16 protein-coding genes are annotated in these 20,381 nt (G+C 66.6%); 11 read left to right on the top strand and 5 right to left on the bottom strand.

Annotated elements, in window-relative coordinates; all coding sequences use genetic code 11:
• Nucleotides 1–27: 27 nt before the first annotated feature.
• The 5 genes from AB0N05_RS20155 (at nt 28) to AB0N05_RS20135 (ending at nt 3,128) form a co-directional block, all read left to right on the top strand.
• Complete coding sequence (locus AB0N05_RS20155; RefSeq protein ID WP_364696017.1) at nt 28–567, top strand: copper resistance CopC family protein; 540 nt, start codon at nt 28–30, stop codon at nt 565–567.
• Complete coding sequence (locus AB0N05_RS20150) at nt 564–1,526, top strand: CopD family protein (protein WP_364696014.1); 963 nt, start codon at nt 564–566, stop codon at nt 1,524–1,526. Before AB0N05_RS20155 ends, AB0N05_RS20150 begins: the two co-directional genes overlap by 4 nt.
• A gap of 84 nt (nt 1,527–1,610) precedes the next feature.
• Nucleotides 1,611–2,072, top strand: coding sequence for an SRPBCC family protein (locus AB0N05_RS20145; RefSeq protein WP_364696011.1), 462 nt, complete (start codon nt 1,611–1,613; stop codon nt 2,070–2,072).
• A gap of 90 nt (nt 2,073–2,162) precedes the next feature.
• Nucleotides 2,163–2,543: a DUF5313 family protein gene (locus AB0N05_RS20140; RefSeq protein ID WP_364696008.1), complete on the top strand. Its 381-nt coding sequence runs from the start codon at nt 2,163–2,165 to the stop codon at nt 2,541–2,543.
• 117 nt (nt 2,544–2,660) lie between these two features.
• Entirely contained in the window at nt 2,661–3,128 is a 468-nt protein-coding gene (locus tag AB0N05_RS20135; protein ID WP_364696005.1) for a DUF1707 and DUF4190 domain-containing protein, read from the top strand.
• Nucleotides 3,129–3,135: 7 nt separating this feature from the next.
• On the opposite strand, the gene AB0N05_RS20130 is transcribed toward AB0N05_RS20135, so the two are convergent.
• Nucleotides 3,136–5,370 (bottom strand): serine/threonine-protein kinase, encoded by a 2,235-nt coding sequence (locus AB0N05_RS20130; RefSeq protein ID WP_364696002.1) that lies wholly within the window; start codon nt 5,368–5,370, stop codon nt 3,136–3,138.
• 150 nt (nt 5,371–5,520) lie between these two features.
• Here AB0N05_RS20130 and AB0N05_RS20125 point away from each other — a divergent pair, with 150 nt between their 5' ends.
• On the top strand, nt 5,521–6,027 hold the full coding sequence (locus AB0N05_RS20125) for a nitroreductase family deazaflavin-dependent oxidoreductase (protein ID WP_364695999.1): 507 nt from the start codon (nt 5,521–5,523) through the stop codon (nt 6,025–6,027).
• 4 nt (nt 6,028–6,031) lie between these two features.
• Entirely contained in the window at nt 6,032–6,520 is a 489-nt protein-coding gene (rraA, locus tag AB0N05_RS20120; protein WP_364695997.1) for a ribonuclease E activity regulator RraA, read from the top strand.
• A gap of 45 nt (nt 6,521–6,565) precedes the next feature.
• Here the strand turns inward: rraA and AB0N05_RS20115 are convergent, their stop codons facing one another.
• On the bottom strand, nt 6,566–6,787 hold the full coding sequence (locus AB0N05_RS20115; RefSeq protein ID WP_364695994.1) for an RNA-binding S4 domain-containing protein: 222 nt from the start codon (nt 6,785–6,787) through the stop codon (nt 6,566–6,568).
• Between the two features lie 163 nt (nt 6,788–6,950).
• Here AB0N05_RS20115 and lysX point away from each other — a divergent pair, with 163 nt between their 5' ends.
• The 3 genes from lysX (at nt 6,951) to AB0N05_RS20100 (ending at nt 11,267) form a co-directional block, all read left to right on the top strand.
• Complete coding sequence (lysX, locus tag AB0N05_RS20110; RefSeq protein ID WP_364696535.1) at nt 6,951–10,247, top strand: bifunctional lysylphosphatidylglycerol synthetase/lysine--tRNA ligase LysX; 3,297 nt, start codon at nt 6,951–6,953, stop codon at nt 10,245–10,247.
• Nucleotides 10,248–10,357: 110 nt separating this feature from the next.
• Complete coding sequence (locus AB0N05_RS20105) at nt 10,358–10,582, top strand: hypothetical protein (RefSeq protein WP_364695991.1); 225 nt, start codon at nt 10,358–10,360, stop codon at nt 10,580–10,582.
• A gap of 67 nt (nt 10,583–10,649) precedes the next feature.
• On the top strand, nt 10,650–11,267 hold the full coding sequence (locus AB0N05_RS20100; protein ID WP_364695988.1) for a histidine phosphatase family protein: 618 nt from the start codon (nt 10,650–10,652) through the stop codon (nt 11,265–11,267).
• 54 nt (nt 11,268–11,321) lie between these two features.
• Here AB0N05_RS20100 and AB0N05_RS20095 read toward each other — a convergent pair whose 3' ends face one another.
• Nucleotides 11,322–12,218 carry a cutinase family protein gene (locus AB0N05_RS20095; RefSeq protein WP_364695985.1) on the bottom strand — a complete coding sequence of 299 codons (897 nt, stop codon included), beginning with the start codon at nt 12,216–12,218 and terminating at the stop codon, nt 11,322–11,324.
• 356 nt (nt 12,219–12,574) lie between these two features.
• Between AB0N05_RS20095 and AB0N05_RS20090 the strand changes: the two genes are divergently transcribed.
• Nucleotides 12,575–13,636, top strand: coding sequence for a hypothetical protein (locus AB0N05_RS20090; protein WP_364695982.1), 1,062 nt, complete (start codon nt 12,575–12,577; stop codon nt 13,634–13,636).
• A gap of 91 nt (nt 13,637–13,727) precedes the next feature.
• Here AB0N05_RS20090 and AB0N05_RS20085 read toward each other — a convergent pair whose 3' ends face one another.
• Together AB0N05_RS20085 and gltB are read right to left on the bottom strand one after the other, a co-directional pair.
• Nucleotides 13,728–15,197: a glutamate synthase subunit beta gene (locus AB0N05_RS20085; protein ID WP_364695979.1), complete on the bottom strand. Its 1,470-nt coding sequence runs from the start codon at nt 15,195–15,197 to the stop codon at nt 13,728–13,730.
• 77 nt (nt 15,198–15,274) lie between these two features.
• Nucleotides 15,275–19,948: a glutamate synthase large subunit gene (gene gltB, locus AB0N05_RS20080; protein ID WP_364695976.1), complete on the bottom strand. Its 4,674-nt coding sequence runs from the start codon at nt 19,946–19,948 to the stop codon at nt 15,275–15,277.
• Nucleotides 19,949–20,381: the final 433 nt, after the last annotated feature.

Below are 20,381 nucleotides of genomic sequence, written 5' to 3'. Positions count from 1 at the left end.
TCCGCTCATGCGTCTAATCAATTCAGCATGAGCCGCAAGCTTTTCGCGGGCATGCTGACCGGGCTGCTGGTCACCGGTTTCGCGCTACTGGGGGGCGGTACGGCCAGCGCGCATTCGGCGGTCATCAGCTCCAGCCCGGAGCAGGGCGCACAGATCGACACCTCGCCCGCCCGGGTCAGCGTCACCTTCAATGAGGAACTGCAGACCGCGTATCCGTCCATGACGGTCACCGACAAGGACGGCTACCTGTGGTCCAAGGGGGATCCGAAGGTGGAGGGCGCGACCATCAGCATCGAGGTCGGTGAACTCGGCGCGGCCGGCGACTACAAGATCGCGTTCCGGGTGACCTCGGCCGACGGGCACCCGGTGAGCGGCACCCGCACCTTCACGCTCACCAAGGCGGGCACCGGAACTCCGGGCCCGAAGGCCGACACCTCGGCCAAGTCGGGCAGCGGCGGCGATGACGGCGGGGTCCCGCTGTGGGTGTTCATCGTGGGCGCGGTGGTGCTGTTCGGTGGTGGCCTGGCGTTCGCACTGCTGGGTGGCCGGGGTAAGCAGAAGAAGTGAGCCGGTCCGATCGCACCGATCGCCGCCGGGAGCCCGGAACGACCGGCAGCAACCTGAAATGGCTACTGCTGCTGGTCGTTCCGATCGGATTGACCGGTGCGGCGCTCGCCTGGGCGCTCGCCGCCGGTGATCCCGTGCAGCCGGAGGCCCCCGCCCGGGTGTTCGCCGACTGCGCGGGCGCGACGGTGCTCGGACTGGCCGCCCTGCCGCGGCTGCACGATCGACTACAACCGCCCTGGCGAGTGCTCACCGTGCTCGCCGGTGTCTGGGCAGCAATGGAATTCACCATGCTGGTCCTGGAAGCCGCCGAGGTGCAAGGACTTCCGGTGCGCCAGCTCAGCGCGACGGGATTCGGCGACTATCTGACGAATGTCAGCGGCGGCCAGATCGGTATCGCCCTGCTCATCGGCACCGGCGCGGTCACCGCGTACAGCGCGTTCGGGTTTCGCAATCCGGACCGCGCCACCGCAGATCTGGTGCTGGTGTTCACGGCGGTGACCCTGGCCCTGCGCCCGATCACCGGGCATATGTCGCAGCAGATGTTCGGTTCGGTGCTGGCGGCCGTGCACGCGCTCGCCGCGAGCGCCTGGTTCGGGCTGCTGCTGGCGCTGGCGCTGACGGTGCGCACCCGCGGCGAGTGGGCGGTGCTGCTGCCCCGCTATTCGGCGTGGGCGCTGCCGCTGGCGGCGACGGTGCTGGCGACCGGTGTCCTCAATGGTCTGGTGCGGGTCGGTGGCCTCACCGAACTCGCGACCACCGGGTACGGCCGCATTCTGCTGGCGAAGACGCTGTTCCTGACCGCTCTGCTGGCGCTGGGCTATTGGTGGCGCAAGACCTGGGTGCCGATCGCGTCGGATCATCGAATGGCCGCGGAGTCCTCGCTGCGCCGGGCGATTGGTGAAGTTCTGCTGATGGCGATAGTCTTCGGGCTGGCCGCCACGCTCGCCGTCACCGCGTAGCCCGTTCGGGCCGCCTCGGCGCATATTCTGCGAGGCCAATCACATAATCTGCAGGCAAAACTAGAACACGTTACTGTCTTGGGCATGACCGAAGTCAAGATCGTCGCGGACTGCGCCGCCACGGCCGAATCGGCCTTCGCCTACGTCAACGACTACCGCAACCTGCCGCGATTCATCAATGAGATCAATGCCTTCACCCCGCTCACCGAGCAGATCGAGGGCGTGGACGCCACCTTCGACGGCGCCATCGGCCTCGGCCCCGTCACCCTGCATTCACGCATCCAGATCGTGCGCCACGAGCCCGGCCTCGCCATCGGCGTGAAATCCATCAAGGGCTTCGAGATCGAATCCACCTTCCTCTTCCACGCCAAGGGCGAGGAATCCTGCACCATCGACGCCATTGTCGAATACCGGGTGCCGGGCGGCATTGCCGGAAAGATCATGGGCAAGACCATCGAGCCGTTCGTGAAGCTCGCCGTGAAGAGCTCCACGCACAACCTGGTCACCCAGGTCGCGGAATTCCACGCCGCCAACGCCAACGCCTGACACCCGGGGTCGACGGCCACCGCCTCCCCGGGCCTGCGCCGCCGACCCCTTGATTTGTCCGCGTCCCCCGCTGCGAGGATCCTGGGGCACATGCCCGAACGCGCCACCCCGACGCCATTGCAGCGGCTCGGCTATATCTGCGGCCGCACACTGCCGCCGTCCATGTCGGAGTGGGTGCGCAATGATCTGCTCGGCCCGGGCGCGACCCGGCGCTATCTGCTGCGCATTCTGGTGCCGATCATTCCGGTGCTGTGCGTCTTCCTGCTGCTTCCCGGTCCCGCGTGGATGAAGCTGGCCATGATGGCGCTGCTATATCTGCCGCTCATCTATTTCACGGTGGCGCTCACCTATGTGTTTCGTCGTAATCGCCTGATCAAGCACGGTTTCGATCCCGCGCTCGCGGATGCCGACCGGCGTCGGCGCGAGTCCGCCGAGCGGACCGCCTATGAGCAGCGGCACGGTCGCGGCTGAGTCCTCGGCGCGTCGGGTGCGAAGTCTGTGGTTCCGGTCTCGATTCGAGCATTGCGGCAGTTCAGAGGAATAGGGTCGAAGAAGAATTACTCGCCTTCGGTTCGATGGAGAACCACGATGGAACCTCACTGGGAGAGCACGCATTTCCTTGCGGGCGACGCCGATCGGGAACGGGCGATCGAGGCGCTGAAACAGAATTTTCAGGCCGGGCGACTCACCGTCGACGAGCTGTCGGAGCGCATCGGGCACGCGCTCAATGCCCGCACCTTCGGTGATCTCGATACGACCATGGCCGGATTGACCTGGGCGCGAGCCAGTATGCCCGTCTATCCGAATATGCCGGTCTATCCGGCCACGCCGATGTTCTATCAACCGGCCGCCAAGCCCGCCAAGGGGATGGGTGTCACCGCGTTCGTGCTCAGCGTGTTCGGATTCATCTGCGGCATCACGGCGGTACCCGCGGTCATTCTCGGAGTGGTCGCATTGACCGGCAATACCGAACGCGATGATCGCGGCTTCGCCATTGCCGGACTCACGGTGGGGGCCATGTGGATGGCCATGTTCGCGTGGCTCTGGCTACATTGACCGGGATCTAGACGGACCGGGCCGAATTCTTGGACGAGACGGCCCGCTCGAAGGCGCGGAGATCGGCCTCGGTCTGCCGGAACAGCCAGTAGGCCCCGAGGAATGCCAGCACGCCGCCCAGGCACAGCCATTTGATCGGGCCGAGCACCGCCGAGACCTCGTCCGCCGTCAGGAACATGAGACTCGTGACCACGCCGATCAGCGGAATGGCCACGGCCACAGCGAGATAGCGAGTGCAGCGACGGCCCAGGGCGCGCAGCGCATCGTGATCGCTGGCCGTCTCCCCGAGCATGAGCAGGCGCGGATAGAAGTAGCGCACCACGAAGAAGGTGACCAGGAAGAACGGGTACGCCACCGCGATCGCACCCGAAACCAGCAGGGTCGCCACCAGATTCAGCACCTGGCCCGCGGGCAGTTCGGTGAACGCGACCATCGAGACGGCGGCCACGATCGCCGACACCACCCACCACAGGAAGGCGAGCAGCGCCACCCGGTCACCGTCCACCAGGGTGTCGCGGCGGGCGCGGGCCAGCACCTCCGGATCGTAGGTGCGGCCGCGGCGCAACCCACGCCAGACCAGGAAGGCCTGGCGGCACAGGTAATTGGTGACGATGATGGCCGCGGGCGTGGTGATCAGCGGCAGCAGTGTGCCGACCGCCTGCAATGTCGCCTGCTCCGCGGGCGTGAACCAGAGATCCCAGAGCGGGGCATTGTGCAGATTGCTGTACAGCATCCCGAGGAAGTCGCCGAGGAAGCTGGCCGCCGTGATGAGCAGCACCAGCGACCACGGCCCGACCCGCGCGCGCAGGCTGTGCCGCGGCGGATCCACCAGATCGCGGGCGCGATGATCCAGGCACAGGTCCAATTGCTGCGCCAGCGCCGCCCCGGTCGGCCAGCGGTCCTCCCGGTGCGGGGCAAGACATTTCAGCAGGACGCGGCGCAGGGTGGGCGGGCAGTCCGGCGGTAGTTCGGCGAGGCGTTCGGTTTCCAGCTCGCCGCGCCGCAAACGCAGCATGCGTTCGAGGGAGGATTCGGAATCGCCCGCACGGGTCTCGTCGTCGAAGGGGCGATGCCCGGTGAGCAGTTCCCACAGCATGACGCCGAGCGCGTAGATATCGCTGCGGCCGTCGAGCTGCTCCGCGCTGTCGGGCAGGTGCGGATGGCAGGCGGCCAGCTGCTCCGGCGACATATAGGCCAGGGAGCCACCGAAATACGCGAGCGGGCTGGTCCCCGCCACGTGCAGGCTGAAACTGATATTGAAGTCGGCGAGCTTGGGCACGCCGTCGGCGGTGAGCAGGACATTGGCGGGCTTGATATCGCGATGCAGCACGCCATTGTCGGAGGCGTAGTCCAGGGCCAGGGCCAGCCGGGACCCCAGCCACGCAACGGTTTCCGGCCAGGACCGGTCGGCGATCTCCGCGCGCGTGGCGGATTCGCTGGGCACCAGGCCGCCCTTGTCGCGCATGGCCTTGTCCACCGCCTCGAGCAGCAGGCCGCCCTCGCGTTCGGAGGCCGGGCGCGCCCGCACCAGGCTCAGCACCCGCGACAGCGTGCCGCCCGGAAGGTACTGCATGTACAGCAGTTTCAGTTCCCGGTCCGCCATCAGCCGCTGATCGAAGACGCGCACGATGTTCTCGTGATCGAGCTGCGCGAGGGTCTCGGATTCGGTGCCGTGATTCTGCGAGATCTTCACCGCCACCAGGCGCTGCATGGAACGCTGCCGGGCCAGGAAGACGCGTGCGAACGCGCCCGCGCCCAATTCGACGAGCAGGTCGAAATCGTCCACCCGGTCCCCGACTTCGATGCCCTCCAGGGCCTGCTGGGCGCGCGGGCGGGCGATCAGCGTGCTGCGATAGTCGCGGTCACCCCAGGCCAGGGCGGTGGAGGCGGATTCGGTCGGGAAGCCGCTCTGATCGAGGGCGCGGCCGGATCGGCGCAGCGCATGGAATTCCTCGTACGCGAGATCCGGCGGCAGCGGCCCGGAGCGCAATTCGTCGTATTCGGAACGGTATTCGGCCAGACGCTTGGGAAACTCGTAGCGAATCCAGCGATACTCGAGGTCCACCTTGATCAGTTCGATCAGGCACAGTCGCCGGAATTCCGGTGCGTCCGGCAGGAATTCGTGCAGGTTCGGCGGGGTCCCGGCCGCCTCCCAGGCGGCGGTGAATCGGGCGGCCACCGCGGCCAGCAGGGAGCGGGTCTCATCGACCGCTCCCGAATCTATGGCCGGTTCCACGCTCATGCACTCCCCCTCGACCTGCGGGTAATCGTCAGTATGCCCCGGCGTCCCCGGGTGCACAGCCGATTACTTTCCCCTGTAGATCGTTCCGCGGGCCCCCAGCGCATCCGGAGCGTGCGGACGGCGCCGCCGCGGGGCACTAAAGTCCCGGTCATGAGTGAGCAGTTTCCCGACCGGATCTGGGGTTCGCGTACGAATCTCCTGTCGCGCGTTGCCAGTCCGTTCGCCGCGACCAAACTCGGCTCGCTGGTGATTCGCAAGCTGACCCCCCTCGACCGGCGGGTACTGGAGCGCACCGGTGGCAAATACACCGTGCTGGGCCCGATCGGCGCGCCCGTCATCCTGCTCACCACCGTCGGGCGCAAGTCGGGTCAGCCGCGCACCACGCCGCTGCTGTATGTGCACGGCGGATCCGAGTTGTATGTGATCGGCAGCAATTTCGGGCAGGCGCACCATCCGGCCTGGACCGGAAACCTGCTGGCCAACCCGGCCGCCGAGGTCACCATCGCCGGGCAGCGGATTCCCGTTCAGGCGGCGCTCGTGACAGACGAGAAGCGCAAGGAAGAGATCTTCGCGCAGTTCGAGGAGACCACCCAGGCGTACACCGCCTACCGCAATCGCACCGCGCGTGATTTGCGCATTTTCGCCCTGACAAGATAAGCCGGTGACCGAATCAGCAAACATCGTCGCGACCGCTGACCTAGCCGATGAGATCGGCCCCGAGATCCGCAGCTGCGATACCCAGTTCATCCAGTTCGGCGGCCGCGAAGCCTTTTCGGGCCGCATCGTGACCATCCGCTGCTTCCAGGACAACCTCCTGGTCAAGCAGACCCTCGGCGAACCGGGCGCGGGCAAGGTGCTGGTCGTGGACGGCGGCGCGAGCGTGCACACGGCACTGGTCGGCGACATCATCGCGGGCCGGGGTGTGGACAATGGCTGGGCCGGCGTCATCGTCAATGGCGCGGTGCGCGACTCGGCGATCCTGCGCACCCTCGACATCGGGGTGAAGGCGCTGGGCACCAATCCGCGCAAGAGCACCCAGACCGGTACCGGCGACAAGGATGTTCCGGTCGAGTTCGGCGGTGTGACCTTCGTCCCCGGCGACATGCTCTACAGCGACTCCGATGGAGTCGTCGTCCGCGCGGAGGCGTAGGACACGAAGCGAAAAGTCCCGGGGCACACCGCCCCGGGACCTCGCTCAGTAGTTGGCGACGCGCGCTTGGTGCCCGGCGAGGGCGACCACGTCACCGGCGTGTAGCTGCCGCCCGCGGCGCAGCTCCACCTCGTCGTTGACGCGTACCAATCCCTCGGCGATCACATTCTTGGCTTCCGAACCGGAATCAATGAGGTTCGCCAATTTCAGGAACTGGCCGAGTCGAATGACATCGTCCTCGATCGGGACATCGACTGGATCCGGCATGTGAACCATCTAAACCCGCAAACCCCTGGGGAACCAAACCCCGGGTCGTTCGGCGTTCGCGGGAAGTTCGGATTCAGACACAGTGGGGTTCCTGGTGTGCATGCACGCCCACAACAGACACACTGGTGCGGTGACTTCGACGCAGGACCGGCAACACCAGGACATCGAATACAGACCGGAGGTGCGGTCACCGGAGGTCCCGCACCGCGGGCACGGCCGGTTCCGCGAGATCCCGCATATCGCGGGCCTGGTCCTGGGCGTTTTCGCCGCCCTGTGTGCGCTGTGGAGTATTTCGCCGGGTCTGCGCTATCTGACCACCGGCCTGCGGCACTACGTCGACACGTACTACTTCGACGCGCCCGACACCTCACTGGTGTGGGCGCTGCTGGTCGGCCTGCTCGCGGGCGCGACCGCGAGCCGCAAGCGGATCGCCTGGTGGCTGCTGATCGGCTACATGGCTGCCTATTCGCTGGCCAATGCTCTCGACTTCGCCAGCGAAGGCGATACCAATGCCCTCGTCGCGCTGATCGTGCATCTGGGCGTGATCGGCGTTCTGATCGCCGCCTGGTCCGAGTTCTACACGCACGTGCAGCCCGGCGCGGTGTGGCGGGCCATGGGCGTGCTGGCCGGTGGTCTCGGACTCAGCTTCGTGGTCGGCTGGGGACTGGTGGAACTGTTCCCGGGCACCCTGCCGAGCGGCATTCAGCGGCCGCTGTGGGCGGTGTCGCGGGTGACCGCCGCGATTCTGGTCAGCAATGACAATTTCGACGGGCATCCGAAGCATCCGGTCAATCTGCTGCTCGGCCTGTTCGGTGCGATCGCGCTGTTGGCGGCGGTCGTGGTGCTGTTCCGTTCGCAGCGCTCGTCGAATGCGCTGACCGGCCTGGACGAGTCCGGCATTCGCGGTCTCATCGAACGCTCCGACGTCGAGGATTCGCTCGCCTACTTCGCCACCCGCCGTGACAAGGCGGTGGTGTTCGCGCCCAGTGGTAAGGCCGCCGTCACCTATCGCGTGGAACTGGGCGTCTGCCTGGCGTCGGGCGATCCGATCGGCATGAAGGACGCCTGGCCGCACGCCATCGACGCCTGGCTGAAGCTGGCCGACCAATACGGCTGGGCCCCAGCCGTGATGGGCGCGAGCGAGGTCGGCGCGACCGCCTACCGCCGCGCGGGTCTGTCCGCGCTGCGCCTGGGCGACGAGGCCATTCTCGAAACCCGCACGTTCTCCCTGGCCGGACCGGATATGAAACCGGTCAGGCAGGCCGCCAACCGGCTCGCCAAACAAGGTGTCACGGTCCGGATTCGGCGACACAAGGAGATCGAACCGGCCGAAATGGCCGAGGTCATGAAGCGCGCCGACGCCTGGCGCGACACCGAGACCGAACGCGGCTTCTCCATGGCGCTCGGCCGCCTCGGCGACCCTCTCGACGGTGACTGCCTACTGGTGGAGGCCATCGACGCCGACGAGCGGGTGCTCGGCATGCTGTCCTTGGTGCCATGGGGTCGCACCGGCATCTCCCTGGAACTCATGCGGCGCGACCGCAAGAGCCCCAATGGCGTGATGGAACTGATGATCTCGCGGCTGGCGCTCACCTCCGAGCAGTACGGCATCACGCGGATCTCCTTGAACTTCGCGGTCTTCCGCGCCGTCTTCGAAGAGGGCGGGCGGATCGGCGCGGGACCGGTGCTGCGGCTGTGGCGCAGCGTGCTCATGTTCTTCTCCCGCTGGTATCAGCTGGAGGCGCTGTACCGCTCCAATGTGAAATACCAGCCGGTCTGGGTGCCGCGCTTCTCCATGTTCGAGGAACGCCGGCACCTGCTGCGCGTCGCCACCGCCAGCGCGCTCGCCGAGGGCTTCCTGCCGCGCATCGGCAAGGAACCCGACGCCTCCGCGCATACCGGCGTGCGCTCCTCGGTGCCCGACACCATGACCGGCCTGCATGCCGACGGCAGCCTGCCCGACCTGCCGCCCGAGGAACCCGAGGAGCCGGGACACCGCCGCCCCGAACAGGTCCGGGTGCGCATGGCCAAACTCGAGAAGCTCTCCGAAGCGGGCATCGACGCCTACCCGGTCGCCTACCCGCCCACCCACACCGTGGACGCCGCCCGCCGCACCCCGCAGGGCACCACGGTACGAGTGTGCGGGCGGCTCTTGCGGATTCGCGATTACGGCGGCGTCACCTTCGCGCTGCTGCGCGACTGGTCCGGGGAGATCCAGCTGGTCATCGACCGCGCCCGGGTCGGCGAGAACCGCAATGCCGAATTCGACGAATTCTTCGACCTCGGCGACCTCATCGAGGTCAGCGGTCAGATCGGGCGCAGCCGCAATGGCGAACTGTCCCTGCTCGCCGCCGACTGGCGGATGCTCGGCAAATGCCTGCACCCGCTGCCCGACAAGTGGAAGGGCCTCGCCGATCCGGAGGCCCGGGTCCGCCAGCGCTATGTCGACATGGCCATCAATACCGACATTCGCGACATGATGGCCAAGCGCAGCGCCGTGATGCGCTCACTGCGAGACACCTTGCACGGCTGGGGATTCATGGAAGTCGAGACCCCCGTCCTGCAACAGGTGCACGGCGGCGCGAACGCCACCCCGTTCACCACCCACATCAATGCCTACGACCTCGACCTGTACCTGCGCATCGCCCCCGAGCTGTACCTCAAGCGCCTGTGCGTGGGCGGCATGGAGAAGGTGTTCGAACTCGGCCGCGTCTTCCGCAACGAGGGCGTCGACTTCAGCCACAATCCCGAGTTCACCGTGCTGGAAGCCTATGAGGCGCACAGCGATTACGAACGCATGATGCACACCTGCCGCCAGCTCATCCAGGAGGCGGCGCTGGCCGCCAATGGCAAGATGGTGGCGCTGCGGCCCGGCCCCGACGGCGCGCTCGTCGAGGTCGACATCTCCGGCGACTGGCCGGTCAAGACCGTGCACGGCGCGATCTCGCAGGCCCTCGGCGAAACCATCACCCCCGCAACGGATACCGAAACCCTGCGCCTGCTCTGCGACAAGGCCGGAATCCCCTTCCAATTGGGCTGGGACGCCGGGCAACTCGTCCTCGAAATGTATGAGCACCTCGTGGAATCGCAGACCGAGGAACCCACCTTCTACATCGACTTCCCCACCTCCGTCTCCCCGCTCACCCGCGCGCACCGCACCATCCCGGGCGTCACCGAACGCTGGGACCTGGTCGCCTGGGGCGTCGAATTGGGCACGGCCTACAGCGAATTGACCGACCCGGTCGAACAGCGCCGCCGCCTCACCGACCAATCCATGCTCGCCGCCGGCGGCGATCCGGAAGCCATGGAACTCGACGAGGACTTCCTGCAAGCCCTCGAACACGCCATGCCCCCCACCGGCGGCCTCGGCGTCGGCGTGGACCGCGTGGTCATGCTCATCACCGGCCGCAGCATCCGCGAAACCCTCCCCTTCCCGCTGGTGAAGCCCCGCAACAGCTGAGTCAGGACGAGGCCGTCGGTTCACAGGGAACTCCCAGAATCCCGGCGGCCCGTTATTCTCGAATACGGCCCTGGGAGGAGGGCACCCGAGATGATGAGGATGGGGTTTTCATGCATTACCTGGACCTGATGACGCAGACCAACCTGCTCGATCACCACGTGTGGACCAACCCGGACACCTGGAATTCCGCGCTGGAGTACACCGCGAAGAAGAAGAGCAAGAGCAAGGGCGGCGGTTTCTGGATCTTCGCCGCGGTCTGCTGTATCGGCGTGATCGCATTGATTCTGGGCATCGTCTACCTCATGACCCAGAGAAAGAAGAAGGGCCAGGGCTAGCGGTCACACGGGGAGCCGGCGGCTCCCCGCCCGGCGAATTGACGGCAGGGTGCGGCAGAGTGGTGGCGTGCAGTTGATCCTCGTCCGCCATGCCCAGCCGCAACGCCTCATGGGGTTGTCCGGCCCGGCCGATCCGGATCTCACCGAGATCGGGATCGAGCAGGCGTGCCGGGTTCCGGCCGCCCTCGCCCATCATCGGATCGCCCGCGTGGTGAGCAGCCCGCAGCTGCGCGCCCGCGAGACCGCGCGACCGACCGCGGAGAAACTCGGCCTGGACATCGAAATCCTCGATGGCCTGGCCGAATACGACCGCGACCTGCCCATGTACATCCCGATCGAGGACGCGCAGCAGGACTTTCGCGAGGTCTACGACCGAATCAAGGCCGGACACCTACCCGCGCAGATCGACGCCGACGCCTTCCTCACCCGCGTCCTGGATGCCGTCGCGGGCATTGTCGAGGCCGCCGAGCCCGCCGACACCGTCGTGGTGTTCGCGCACGGCGGCGTGATCAATGTGCTGCTCCAGGACGTGCTGGGCCTGGAACGCCCGCTCACCTTCCCGATCGACTACTGCTCGATCACCCGAATCCTGTACTCGCGCACCGGCCGCCGCACCGCGGCCACCATCAATGAGAACGGGCACGTGTTCGACCTGCTACCGCGCAACCGCGCGGCCCGTTCCTGAAAAGCGAAGGCCGCCCCCGTTTCCGGGAGCGGCCTTCGAGTCGCGGTGTGCGAGTTACGCGTTGCCGCGGATCCAGTTGTGCATCCAGGTCAGTGCGGTCTGCCCGCCGCCGACCGAGTAGGTGCCGTAGCTGGTGTGCTTGCCGGTGCCGTAGAACTGCTCGAGCTGGTGCACCCGTTCCTCATTGGCGCCATCACTGAGCTGCGACTGCAAGGTCGGGATGCCGCCCTGGGACATCAGGTCGTTGATGATCGCGCCGACCTCTAGCTGGTAGCGCCACAGGTTGACCGGGTTGGGATCCGAGGCCTGGGCCAGGAATCCGGCGAACCGGGTGACGAAGTCGGTCTCGTCGGTGGAGCAGTACAGGTCGCCGACCGCGCACACGGTGCGGACCTTATCGCTGACCAGACCGAAGCCACCCACGCGCGGTCCGCCCGCGCCCTGGCCGGGTGCGTACGGGCCGACCTGGGCGTCGCTGGGCGAGCGCCGCGGATCGGAGATCAGGGCGACGGCCGCGATGCGGTCCGGCGGCACCACACCGATGCCGGTGCCGATCTCGGAGGCGAGATCGCCCGCGGCGTCCGCGCCCTGGCTGTAGCCGGTGATGGCGATCTTGGTGCCGGGGCACCGTGCGCCCATGGCCTGCACCAGACCGCGCGCATTGTTGACGGCTTCCTTCTTGGAAGAGCCGTAGACGTCACCCTCCCAGGGGAAGGCGGTGGCCGCATAGGTCACATAGTCGACGTCGCCGGGCAGGCCGTCGGTGACTCCCGCCAGCATTCCGGCGGTGGGAGCCTTGTCATGACCGGTCTCCCAGGTGCCCGGAATGGCCACCGTGTAGAGCACCGGGCATCCCGGATCCGCTGTAACGGGACCGCTGCCGAGCACGATTCCCGACATGAGCACGCTCGCTGCTGCCCCGGCAGCCGCGACAATATTTTTCAACCGCATACTGCTCCAGTTCACGCCTGCCCGGGACCATGTTCTGTCCCGGTTCTCGATCATGGTGAGGTCGCCGGATAACGATCCGGTAGACGGCGGGTTAACCGCGGTTACTCAACCACTGTGAGATGCGAGAACCAGACCGTTTGACGAGATCAGCGACACAACGCGCTCAACAATAAAGGGGGCTATCCCGCCTCCGCTACGCGAGTTCTGTTATTCGTCCGATTTCCGGTCTCGAGACCTCATCTCGCACCCATCGTGGACCCATTCCCCGGTCTTGTAGCTACCGATTTGCCCGACTTGGCGGCGAAGGTCGACAACGTGGCGGGTCAATCTGTCCCAGACGCCATAGCGTCGAGGGCATGGCCCAGCTCGTTTCGCCGTCGGCACCGATCCACGCCCGCTGGCGCATCCCGGACCAGCCGCGCGTGCGCCCGATCATCGCCCTGCCCTGGTGGCCGCCATTCACCGCGATCAATGCCACCGCAGGCCGCCACCTGCGACTGTTCAATGTGCTCTTCGGCTTGTACGCGGCCAGCTACGCCGGTGAGGCGCTGCGGCTGCCCGACCGCGAGCTGCTCGTGCTGCGCTCCTCCTGGAATGCCCGCGGCTATGTGGCGTGGGGCCACCACGTGAATGGCAATCTGCTGCTGGGCCGCCGACGCGACGCCATCGCCGCCATCACCGCGGGCCCCGATCACCCCTCCTGGGATCCCCGCCGCGCGGGTTTGCTGCGCGCCGTAGACGAGCTCTATCTGACCCAGGAAATCTGCCGCGACACCTGGTCCGCACTCGACTTCACCGGACCTCAGCGCATCGAGATCTGCGCGCTCACCGGTTTCTACGAAGCCTTCGCCATGACCACCAGCAGCATCGGCCTGCCCTTCGACGGCTGGAGCGGCAAACCACTGCGCATCGCCCCGCTACAACCGAGCCTGCCCGAACCGACCCTCCCCGCAACCCTTCTCGCCGTCGAACCCCGCGAATCGGCGACCATGCCCAGCCTGCCCTGGTGGCCCCTCCCCTGGCTGCCACAGTCCGCCCCACTGTGGAAGACCCTGGACCGGCACCCGCGCATGGCCGCCCTGCTGCGCCTGTTGCGCCGCACCATGATCGGCCACACCAAGCTCCCCGCCGCCGATGCCCGGCTGGTCACCATCCGCATGCTGCAACTGTGCGCCGCCCACACCGAGTGGGTACGAGACGAATTCGACGCGCTCGAAGCGTCGATCGACTATCCCCTCGGCGACCCGATCCTGTGCGCCGCGGTCGATGAACTGCACACCTCGCACCGCATCACCGACCACACCTGGGCTCTGCTCCGAGACCGCTACACCGATGCCCAGCTCATCGAATTGTGTGTGGCCGCGGGCACCGTCCGCATGGTGGCCATGGTGGCGAACACCCTGGAGGCCGTCGACTGATCGCTGCTTCGCACAAAGCTGCTTCACACAAAGAAGAGCGCCCACGGACTCGGAAGTCCGTGGGCGCTCTCAGTTTTCGTATGCGGTCAGCTCAGCGCTGCGCGACCATCGACGGAGTGATGGGCGACGGCAGCGCCGACTCGCCCTCCAGGAACTTGTCGACGGCGGCCGCGGCGGCACGACCCTCGGCAATGGCCCACACGATGAGCGACTGACCGCGGCCCATGTCACCGGCGACGAACACGCCGGGGACGGTGGTCTGCCAGTCATTGTCGCGCTTGACGTTGCCGCGCTGGTCATAGCCCACGCCGAGACCCTCGAGCAGACCGTTCTTCTGCGGCCCGACGAAGCCCATGGCCAGCAGCACCAGGTCGGCCTCGAGGGTGAAGTCGGTGCCTTCGACCTTCTCGAACCGGCCGTTGACCATCGACACCTCGTGTGCCTGCAGCGCGGTGACCTTGCCGTCCGCACCGACGAAACGCTCGGTATTGACGGAGAACACGCGCTCGCCGCCCTCCTCATGCGCCGAGGACACCCGGTACATGAGCGGGTAGGTCGGCCACGGGGTGGAACCGGCGCGCTCCTCCGGCGGACGCGGCATGATCTCGAACTGGTGGACCGCCGCCGCACCCTGACGGTGCGAGGTGCCCAGGCAGTCCGCGCCGGTGTCGCCGCCGCCGATGATGACGACCTTCTTGCCGCGCGCGTTGATGCGCGGCAGGCCGTCCTCGTCGGTGATCGGATCGCCCAGCTGCACGCGGTTGGCAAGCGGCAGGAACTCCATGGCCTGGTGGATGCCGTCCAGGTCGCGACCCGGGACCGGCAGGTCACGGGCGATGGTGGCGCCACCGGCCAGCACGACCGCGTCGAACTGCTCGCGCAGCTGCTCGGCGGTGATGTCGACGCCCACGTTCACGCCGGCCTTGAAGATGGTGCCTTCGCCTTCCATCTGCGCGATGCGCCGATCGATGAAGCGCTTCTCCATCTTGAATTCCGGGATGCCGTAGCGCATCAGGCCGCCGATGCGGTCGTCTCGCTCGAAGACCGTCACGGTGTGACCCGCGCGGGTCAGCTGCTGCGCGGCGGCCAGACCGGCCGGGCCGGAGCCGACGACAGCGATCTTCTTGCCGGTCAGGCGAGTCGGGTAGATCGGGGTGACCCAACCCTCGTCGAAACCGTTCTCGATGATCTCGACCTCGACCTGCTTGATCGTCACCGGATCCTGGTTGATGCCCAGGACACAGGACGACTCACACGGCGCGGGGCAGAGGCGACCGGTGAACTCCGGGAAGTTATTGGTCGCGTGCAGCCGGTCGAAGGATTCCTTCCAGGAACCCTTGTACACCAGGTCGTTCCACTCGGGAATCAGATTCCCCAGCGGGCAGCCGTTATGGCAGAACGGGATACCGCAGTCCATGCAACGGCTCGCCTGCTTCTGCAGGGTCTCGTGCGAGAACTTCTCCTCATAGACCTCTTTCCAGTCCATGAGGCGAAGGTCGACCGGACGGCGCTTCGGCGTTTCCCGGGAGGTGTGCTTCAGGAAGCCTTGTGCGTCACCCATTTACGTACTCCTGACAATTGCGCAGTTCGGCGCGCGGAACAACAACGGTGGTGCTGCGTTGCACCGCGAGGATCAGATCAGCCACGAGCGGCCTCCATGATCGCCTCTTCGACATTCCGTCCGGCCTTCTCGGCCTCGGAGATCGCGAGCAGGACCTTCTTGTAGTCGCGCGGCATGACCTTCACGAAGTGATTGACCTGCTGCGACCAGTCGCTCAGGACCTTCTCGGCGACAGCCGATCCGGTCTCGTCGCGATGCTGGGCGATGATGTCGTGCAGCGCGGTGGCGTCCTCCGCCGACAGCTGCTCGAGATCGACCAGTTCACCATTGAGGTTCTTCTCGAAGGTGCCGTTCGGGTTGTAGATGTACGCGACACCGCCCGACATGCCCGCGCCGAAGTTACGGCCGGTCTCGCCGAGGATGACCACGCGGCCACCGGTCATGTACTCGCAGGCATGGTCGCCCACGCCCTCGACCACCGCGGTGGCACCCGAGTTACGCACGCTGAAGCGTTCGCCGGCGGTGCCGCGAATGAACGCCTGACCGCTGGTGGCGCCGAACAGGATCACGTTGCCCGCGATGATGTTCTGCTCCGCGACGAATTCGGCGGGCGCGTCCAGCGACGGGCGCACGATGATGCGGCCACCCGAAAGACCCTTGCCGACATAGTCATTGGTGTCGCCGAGCACCCGCAGGGTGATACCGGCCGGGACGAACGCACCGAACGAGTTACCGGCGGAACCGGTGAACGTGATGTCGATGGTGTTGTCCGGCAGGCCGACTCCGCCGTACAGCTTGGTCACCTCGTGGCCGAGCATGGTGCCGACGGTCCGGTTCACGTTGGTGATCTTGGTGTCGATCTTGACCGGCTTGCCGCGCTCGAGCGCATCGGCGGACAGCGCGATGAGCTCGTTGTCCAAGGCCTTGTCCAGACCGTGGTCCTGGCCCTTGGTGTTGCGGCGATCCTGGAACATGAATGCCGTCTCGACATCGTCGAGGATGGGCGACAGGTCCAGCTTGGCGGCCTTCCAATGCGACTTGGCGGCAGCCGTATCCAGCAGATCGACCCGGCCGATGGCCTCGTCCAGGGTCCGCAGACCCAGCGACGCCAGCAGCTCGCGCACCTCTTCGGCGATGTAGAGCATGAAGTTCTCGACGAACTCCGGCTTGCCGGTGAAACGCTCACGCAGCACGGGATTCTGGGTCGCGACGCCGACCGGACAGGTGTCGAGGTGACACACGCGCATCATGATGCAGCCCGAAACCACCAGCGGCGCAGTCGCGAAGCCGTACTCCTCCGCGCCGAGCAGCGCGGCGATCATGACGTCGCGGCCGGTCTTCATCTGACCGTCCACCTGCACCACGATGCGATCGCGCAGACCGTTGAGCAGCAGCGTCTGCTGGGTCTCGGCCAGGCCGAGCTCCCAGGGACCACCCGCGTGCTTCAGCGAGGTCAGCGGCGAAGCGCCGGTGCCACCGTCATGACCGGAGATCAGCACGACATCCGCGTGCGCCTTGGACACACCCGCGGCGACGGTGCCGACGCCCGGCTCCGCGACCAGCTTCACGTGAATCCGCGCCTGCGGGTTCGCGTTCTTCAGGTCGTGGATCAGCTGCGCCAGATCCTCGATCGAGTAGATGTCGTGGTGCGGCGGCGGGGAGATGAGACCCACGCCCGGCGTGGAGTGACGCACCTCGGCGACCCACGGGTACACCTTGTGCGCCGGAAGCTGGCCGCCCTCACCGGGCTTGGCTCCCTGCGCCATCTTGATCTGGATGTCGGTGCAGTTGGTCAGGTAGTGCGCGGTCACACCGAAGCGACCCGAGGCCACCTGCTTGATCGCGCTACGACGCCAGTCGCCGTTCTCCTCCGGCTCGAAGCGGGCCGGGTGCTCGCCGCCCTCACCGGAGTTGGAGCGGCCGCCGAGCCGGTTCATGGCGATGGCGAGCGTCTCGTGCGCCTCGGCCGAGATGGAGCCGTAGCTCATGGCACCGGTCGAGAAGCGCTTCACGATCTCGCTGGCGGGCTCGACTTCCTCGATCGGAATCGGGTTGCGGCCCTTGGCCTTGAACTTGAACAGGCCGCGCAGCGAGGCCAAGCGCTCCGACTGATCGTCGACGAGCTTGGTGTACTCCTTGAAGACCTTGTACTGGCCCGAGCGGGTGGCGTGCTGGAGCTTGAACACCGTGTCCGGGTTGAACAGGTGGTACTCGCCCTCACGACGCCACTGGTATTCGCCGCCGACCTCGAGCTCGCGGTGCGCGCGCTCATTGCGGTTCTCCAGGAACGCGACCTTGTGGCGCTCGGCGACCTCATTGGCGATGTCGTCCAGGCCGATACCGTCCAGCGGCGAGTTCAGGCCGGTGAAGTACTCGTCCACCAGTTCCTGCGACAGGCCGACCACCTGGAACAGCTGCGCGCCCCGGTAGGAGGCGACGGTGGAGATGCCCATCTTGGACATCACCTTCAGCACGCCCTTGCCGGCGGCCTTGTTGTAGTTGTAGACGGCCTTCTTGAAGTCGGCCGCGAGATCGCCGGTGCTGCCGGGCATCTGCAGCGCGCCGCGCTCCAGCATGTCCTCGAGCGATTCGAAGGCCATGTAGGGGTTGATGGCCGCCGCGCCGAAGCCGATCAGCAGGGCCATGTGGTGCACCTCGCGGGCGTCACCGGCCTCCACGACCAGGCCGACCTTGGTGCGGGTGCGCTCGCGCACCAGGTGGTGATGCACGGCCGCGGTGAGCAGCAGCGACGGGATCGGTGCCAGCTTCTCATTGGACTCGCGGTCGGACAGGATGATGATCCGCGCGCCACCGTCGATGGCGGAGGACACCTGCTGCTGGACGGCTTCCAGGGCCTTGCGAAGTCCCTTGCCGCCCTTCTTGACCGGGTACAGGCCGTGCACGACCACCGAACGCAGGCCCGGGTTGGAGCCGTCGTCATTGATGTGGACCAGCTTGGAGAGCTCGTCGTTGTCCAGGATCGGCTGGGTCAGCGTGATCTGGCCGGCGGACTCCGGGCCGGGGTTCAGCAGATCGCCCTCGGGGCCGACCATGCTGCGCAGCGAGGTGACGACCTCTTCGCGGATGGCGTCCAGCGGCGGGTTGGTGACCTGCGCGAACAGCTGCGAGAAGTAGTCGAACAGCAGTCGCGGCCGCGAGGACAGCACCGCGATCGGGGTGTCGGTGCCCATGGAACCGAGCGCCTCACCACCGGTCTGCGCCATCGGCGACATGAGGATGTTCAGTTCCTCGGTGGAGTATCCGAAGATCTGCTGACGGATCAGCACGCGATCGTGCGACATGTGCACGTGCGGGCGATCCGGCAGATCGGACAGCTTGGTGTGGCCGTTGTCCAGCCACTCCTGGTACGGGTGCTCGCTCGCCAGATCCGACTTGACCTCGTCGTCGCTGATGATGCGGCCCTGCTTGGTGTCCACCAGGAACATGCGGCCCGGCTTCAGACGGGTCTTCTGCACGACGGTGGCGGGATCGATGTCCAGGACGCCGACCTCGGACGCCATCACGACCAGGCCGTCCTCGGTCACCCAGATGCGGCCGGGGCGCAGACCATTACGGTCCAGCACCGCGCCGACGACCGTGCCGTCGGTGAAGCACACCGAGGCCGGGCCGTCCCACGGCTCCATGAGGAACGAGTGGTAGCGGTAGAAGGCGCGCTGGGCCGGGTCCATGGACTCGTGCCGTTCCCACGCCTCGGGGATCATCATGAGCACGGCGTGCTGCAGGCTGCGGCCGCCCAGGTGCAGGAGCTCGAGCACCTCGTCGAAACGCGCGGTGTCCGAAGCGCCCGGGGTACAGACCGGGAAGATCTTCTCCAGGCGGTTGTTGCCCTCGCTGTCGGTGCCGAACACGTCCGAGTTCAGCAGCGCCTCGCGGGCCCGCATCCAGTTCTCGTTACCGGAGACGGTGTTGATCTCGCCATTGTGGGCGACGCGGCGGAAGGGGTGCGCCAGCGGCCACGACGGGAAGGTGTTGGTGGAGAAGCGGGAGTGCACGATGCCCAGCGCCGACTCCACGCGATCGTCCTGGAGGTCCAGGTAGAAGGCGCGCAGCTGCGGGGTGGTGAACATGCCCTTGTAGCAGAAGGTCTGGCCGGACAGGCTCGGGAAGTACACCGATTCCTTGCCCACGCTGCCTTCACCGGCGCCCGCCTTGCCGAGCTCGTGCTCGATGCGCTTGCGGATGACGTAGGCGCGACGCTCCAGGTCCATGCCGGACAGCTGCTCGGCGGCGTCCTTGGGGGAAGCGATGAAGATCTGCCGGAAGGTCGGCATGGCGTCACGCGAGAGCGCGCCCAGCGACGAACCGTCGATCGGGACCTCACGCCAGCCGAGGACCTCGAGGCCCTCCTCGCGCACGATCTTCTCGACGCCGTAACCAGCGCGGGCGGCCTCGCGGCGAGCCTGCGGGAGGAAGGCGATACCGGAGGCATACGCGCCCTCGGGCGGCAGGTCGAAGTCGACGACCGCACGGAAGAACTTGTCCGGGAGCTGGATCAGGATGCCCGCGCCGTCACCCGAATTGGGTTCGGCACCGGCTGCGCCTCGGTGCTCCAGGTTCAGCAGCGCCGTAATAGCCTTGTCGACAATGTCGCGGCTACGACGGCCGTGCATGTCGACGACGAATGCGACACCACAGGCGTCGTGTTCGTTCGCCGGGTCATAGAGCCCGCGGGGTCCGTGTCCATAGCCGGCACCGCCGGTAGGGGACCTGTGGCCGGGAAGTTGCGTCATGCCTCTGCCTTCACAAAAAACAGGCCTTCGAAGAATCGGCCTTCGTCGAACGCCTCCGTCAGACTGCGCCCGGACGTTTCGGGAACCAGCGGCGCTGATGGTCCTTACCGTGCAGTCAACTCTCTAGTTGTCCACCCGCTTCGAAGTCTTGGTCGGGTGCTCGGTGGTAACGGAACCCTTACGTGTTCGCTACCTGCCGCGCCGTTCTCGCCCGCTAGGGTGGAGACCGGTCGGGTCTCGGACCTTTGGGGGCAATTTGCCGAACTTGTCGCGTTCGGCGTAAGAGCAAACGATAAGTCAGGACTCGGGCCCAACCAACTTAGGTCGCACTAATAACAGTGCCTAGCTGGGCTTCTACATCGATCCTCCACTACCTGCGCGTTGTCCAGTGTAAAGCAGGTACGCACGGGCTTTTCAGTCGACTTGCCCACTT

Origin of the sequence: Nocardia sp. NPDC051030 (assembly GCF_040683015.1) — a bacterium.
GTDB lineage: Bacteria > Actinomycetota > Actinomycetes > Mycobacteriales > Mycobacteriaceae > Nocardia.
Note: the sequence above shows the minus strand (reverse complement) of the source record. Positions and strands in the feature narration are given on the sequence as shown.

Bases quoted from the DNA above. Each gene is read 5' to 3' on its own strand.
- AB0N05_RS20125 (WP_364695999.1), top strand. From the start codon at position 5,521: ATGAGTGAGCAGTTTCCCGACCGGATCTGGGGTTCGCGTACGAATCTC.
- AB0N05_RS20140 (WP_364696008.1), top strand. From the start codon at position 2,163: ATGCCCGAACGCGCCACCCCGACGCCATTGCAGCGGCTCGGCTATATC.
- AB0N05_RS20135 (WP_364696005.1), top strand. From the start codon at position 2,661: ATGGAACCTCACTGGGAGAGCACGCATTTCCTTGCGGGCGACGCCGAT.
- AB0N05_RS20155 (WP_364696017.1), top strand. From the start codon at position 28: ATGAGCCGCAAGCTTTTCGCGGGCATGCTGACCGGGCTGCTGGTCACC.
- AB0N05_RS20115 (WP_364695994.1), bottom strand. From the start codon at position 6,787: ATGCCGGATCCAGTCGATGTCCCGATCGAGGACGATGTCATTCGACTC.
- AB0N05_RS20145 (WP_364696011.1), top strand. From the start codon at position 1,611: ATGACCGAAGTCAAGATCGTCGCGGACTGCGCCGCCACGGCCGAATCG.
- AB0N05_RS20085 (WP_364695979.1), bottom strand. From the start codon at position 15,197: ATGGGTGACGCACAAGGCTTCCTGAAGCACACCTCCCGGGAAACGCCG.
- AB0N05_RS20130 (WP_364696002.1), bottom strand. From the start codon at position 5,370: ATGAGCGTGGAACCGGCCATAGATTCGGGAGCGGTCGATGAGACCCGC.
- AB0N05_RS20105 (WP_364695991.1), top strand. From the start codon at position 10,358: ATGCATTACCTGGACCTGATGACGCAGACCAACCTGCTCGATCACCAC.
- gltB (WP_364695976.1), bottom strand. From the start codon at position 19,948: ATGACGCAACTTCCCGGCCACAGGTCCCCTACCGGCGGTGCCGGCTAT.
- AB0N05_RS20095 (WP_364695985.1), bottom strand. From the start codon at position 12,218: ATGCGGTTGAAAAATATTGTCGCGGCTGCCGGGGCAGCAGCGAGCGTG.
- AB0N05_RS20090 (WP_364695982.1), top strand. From the start codon at position 12,575: ATGGCCCAGCTCGTTTCGCCGTCGGCACCGATCCACGCCCGCTGGCGC.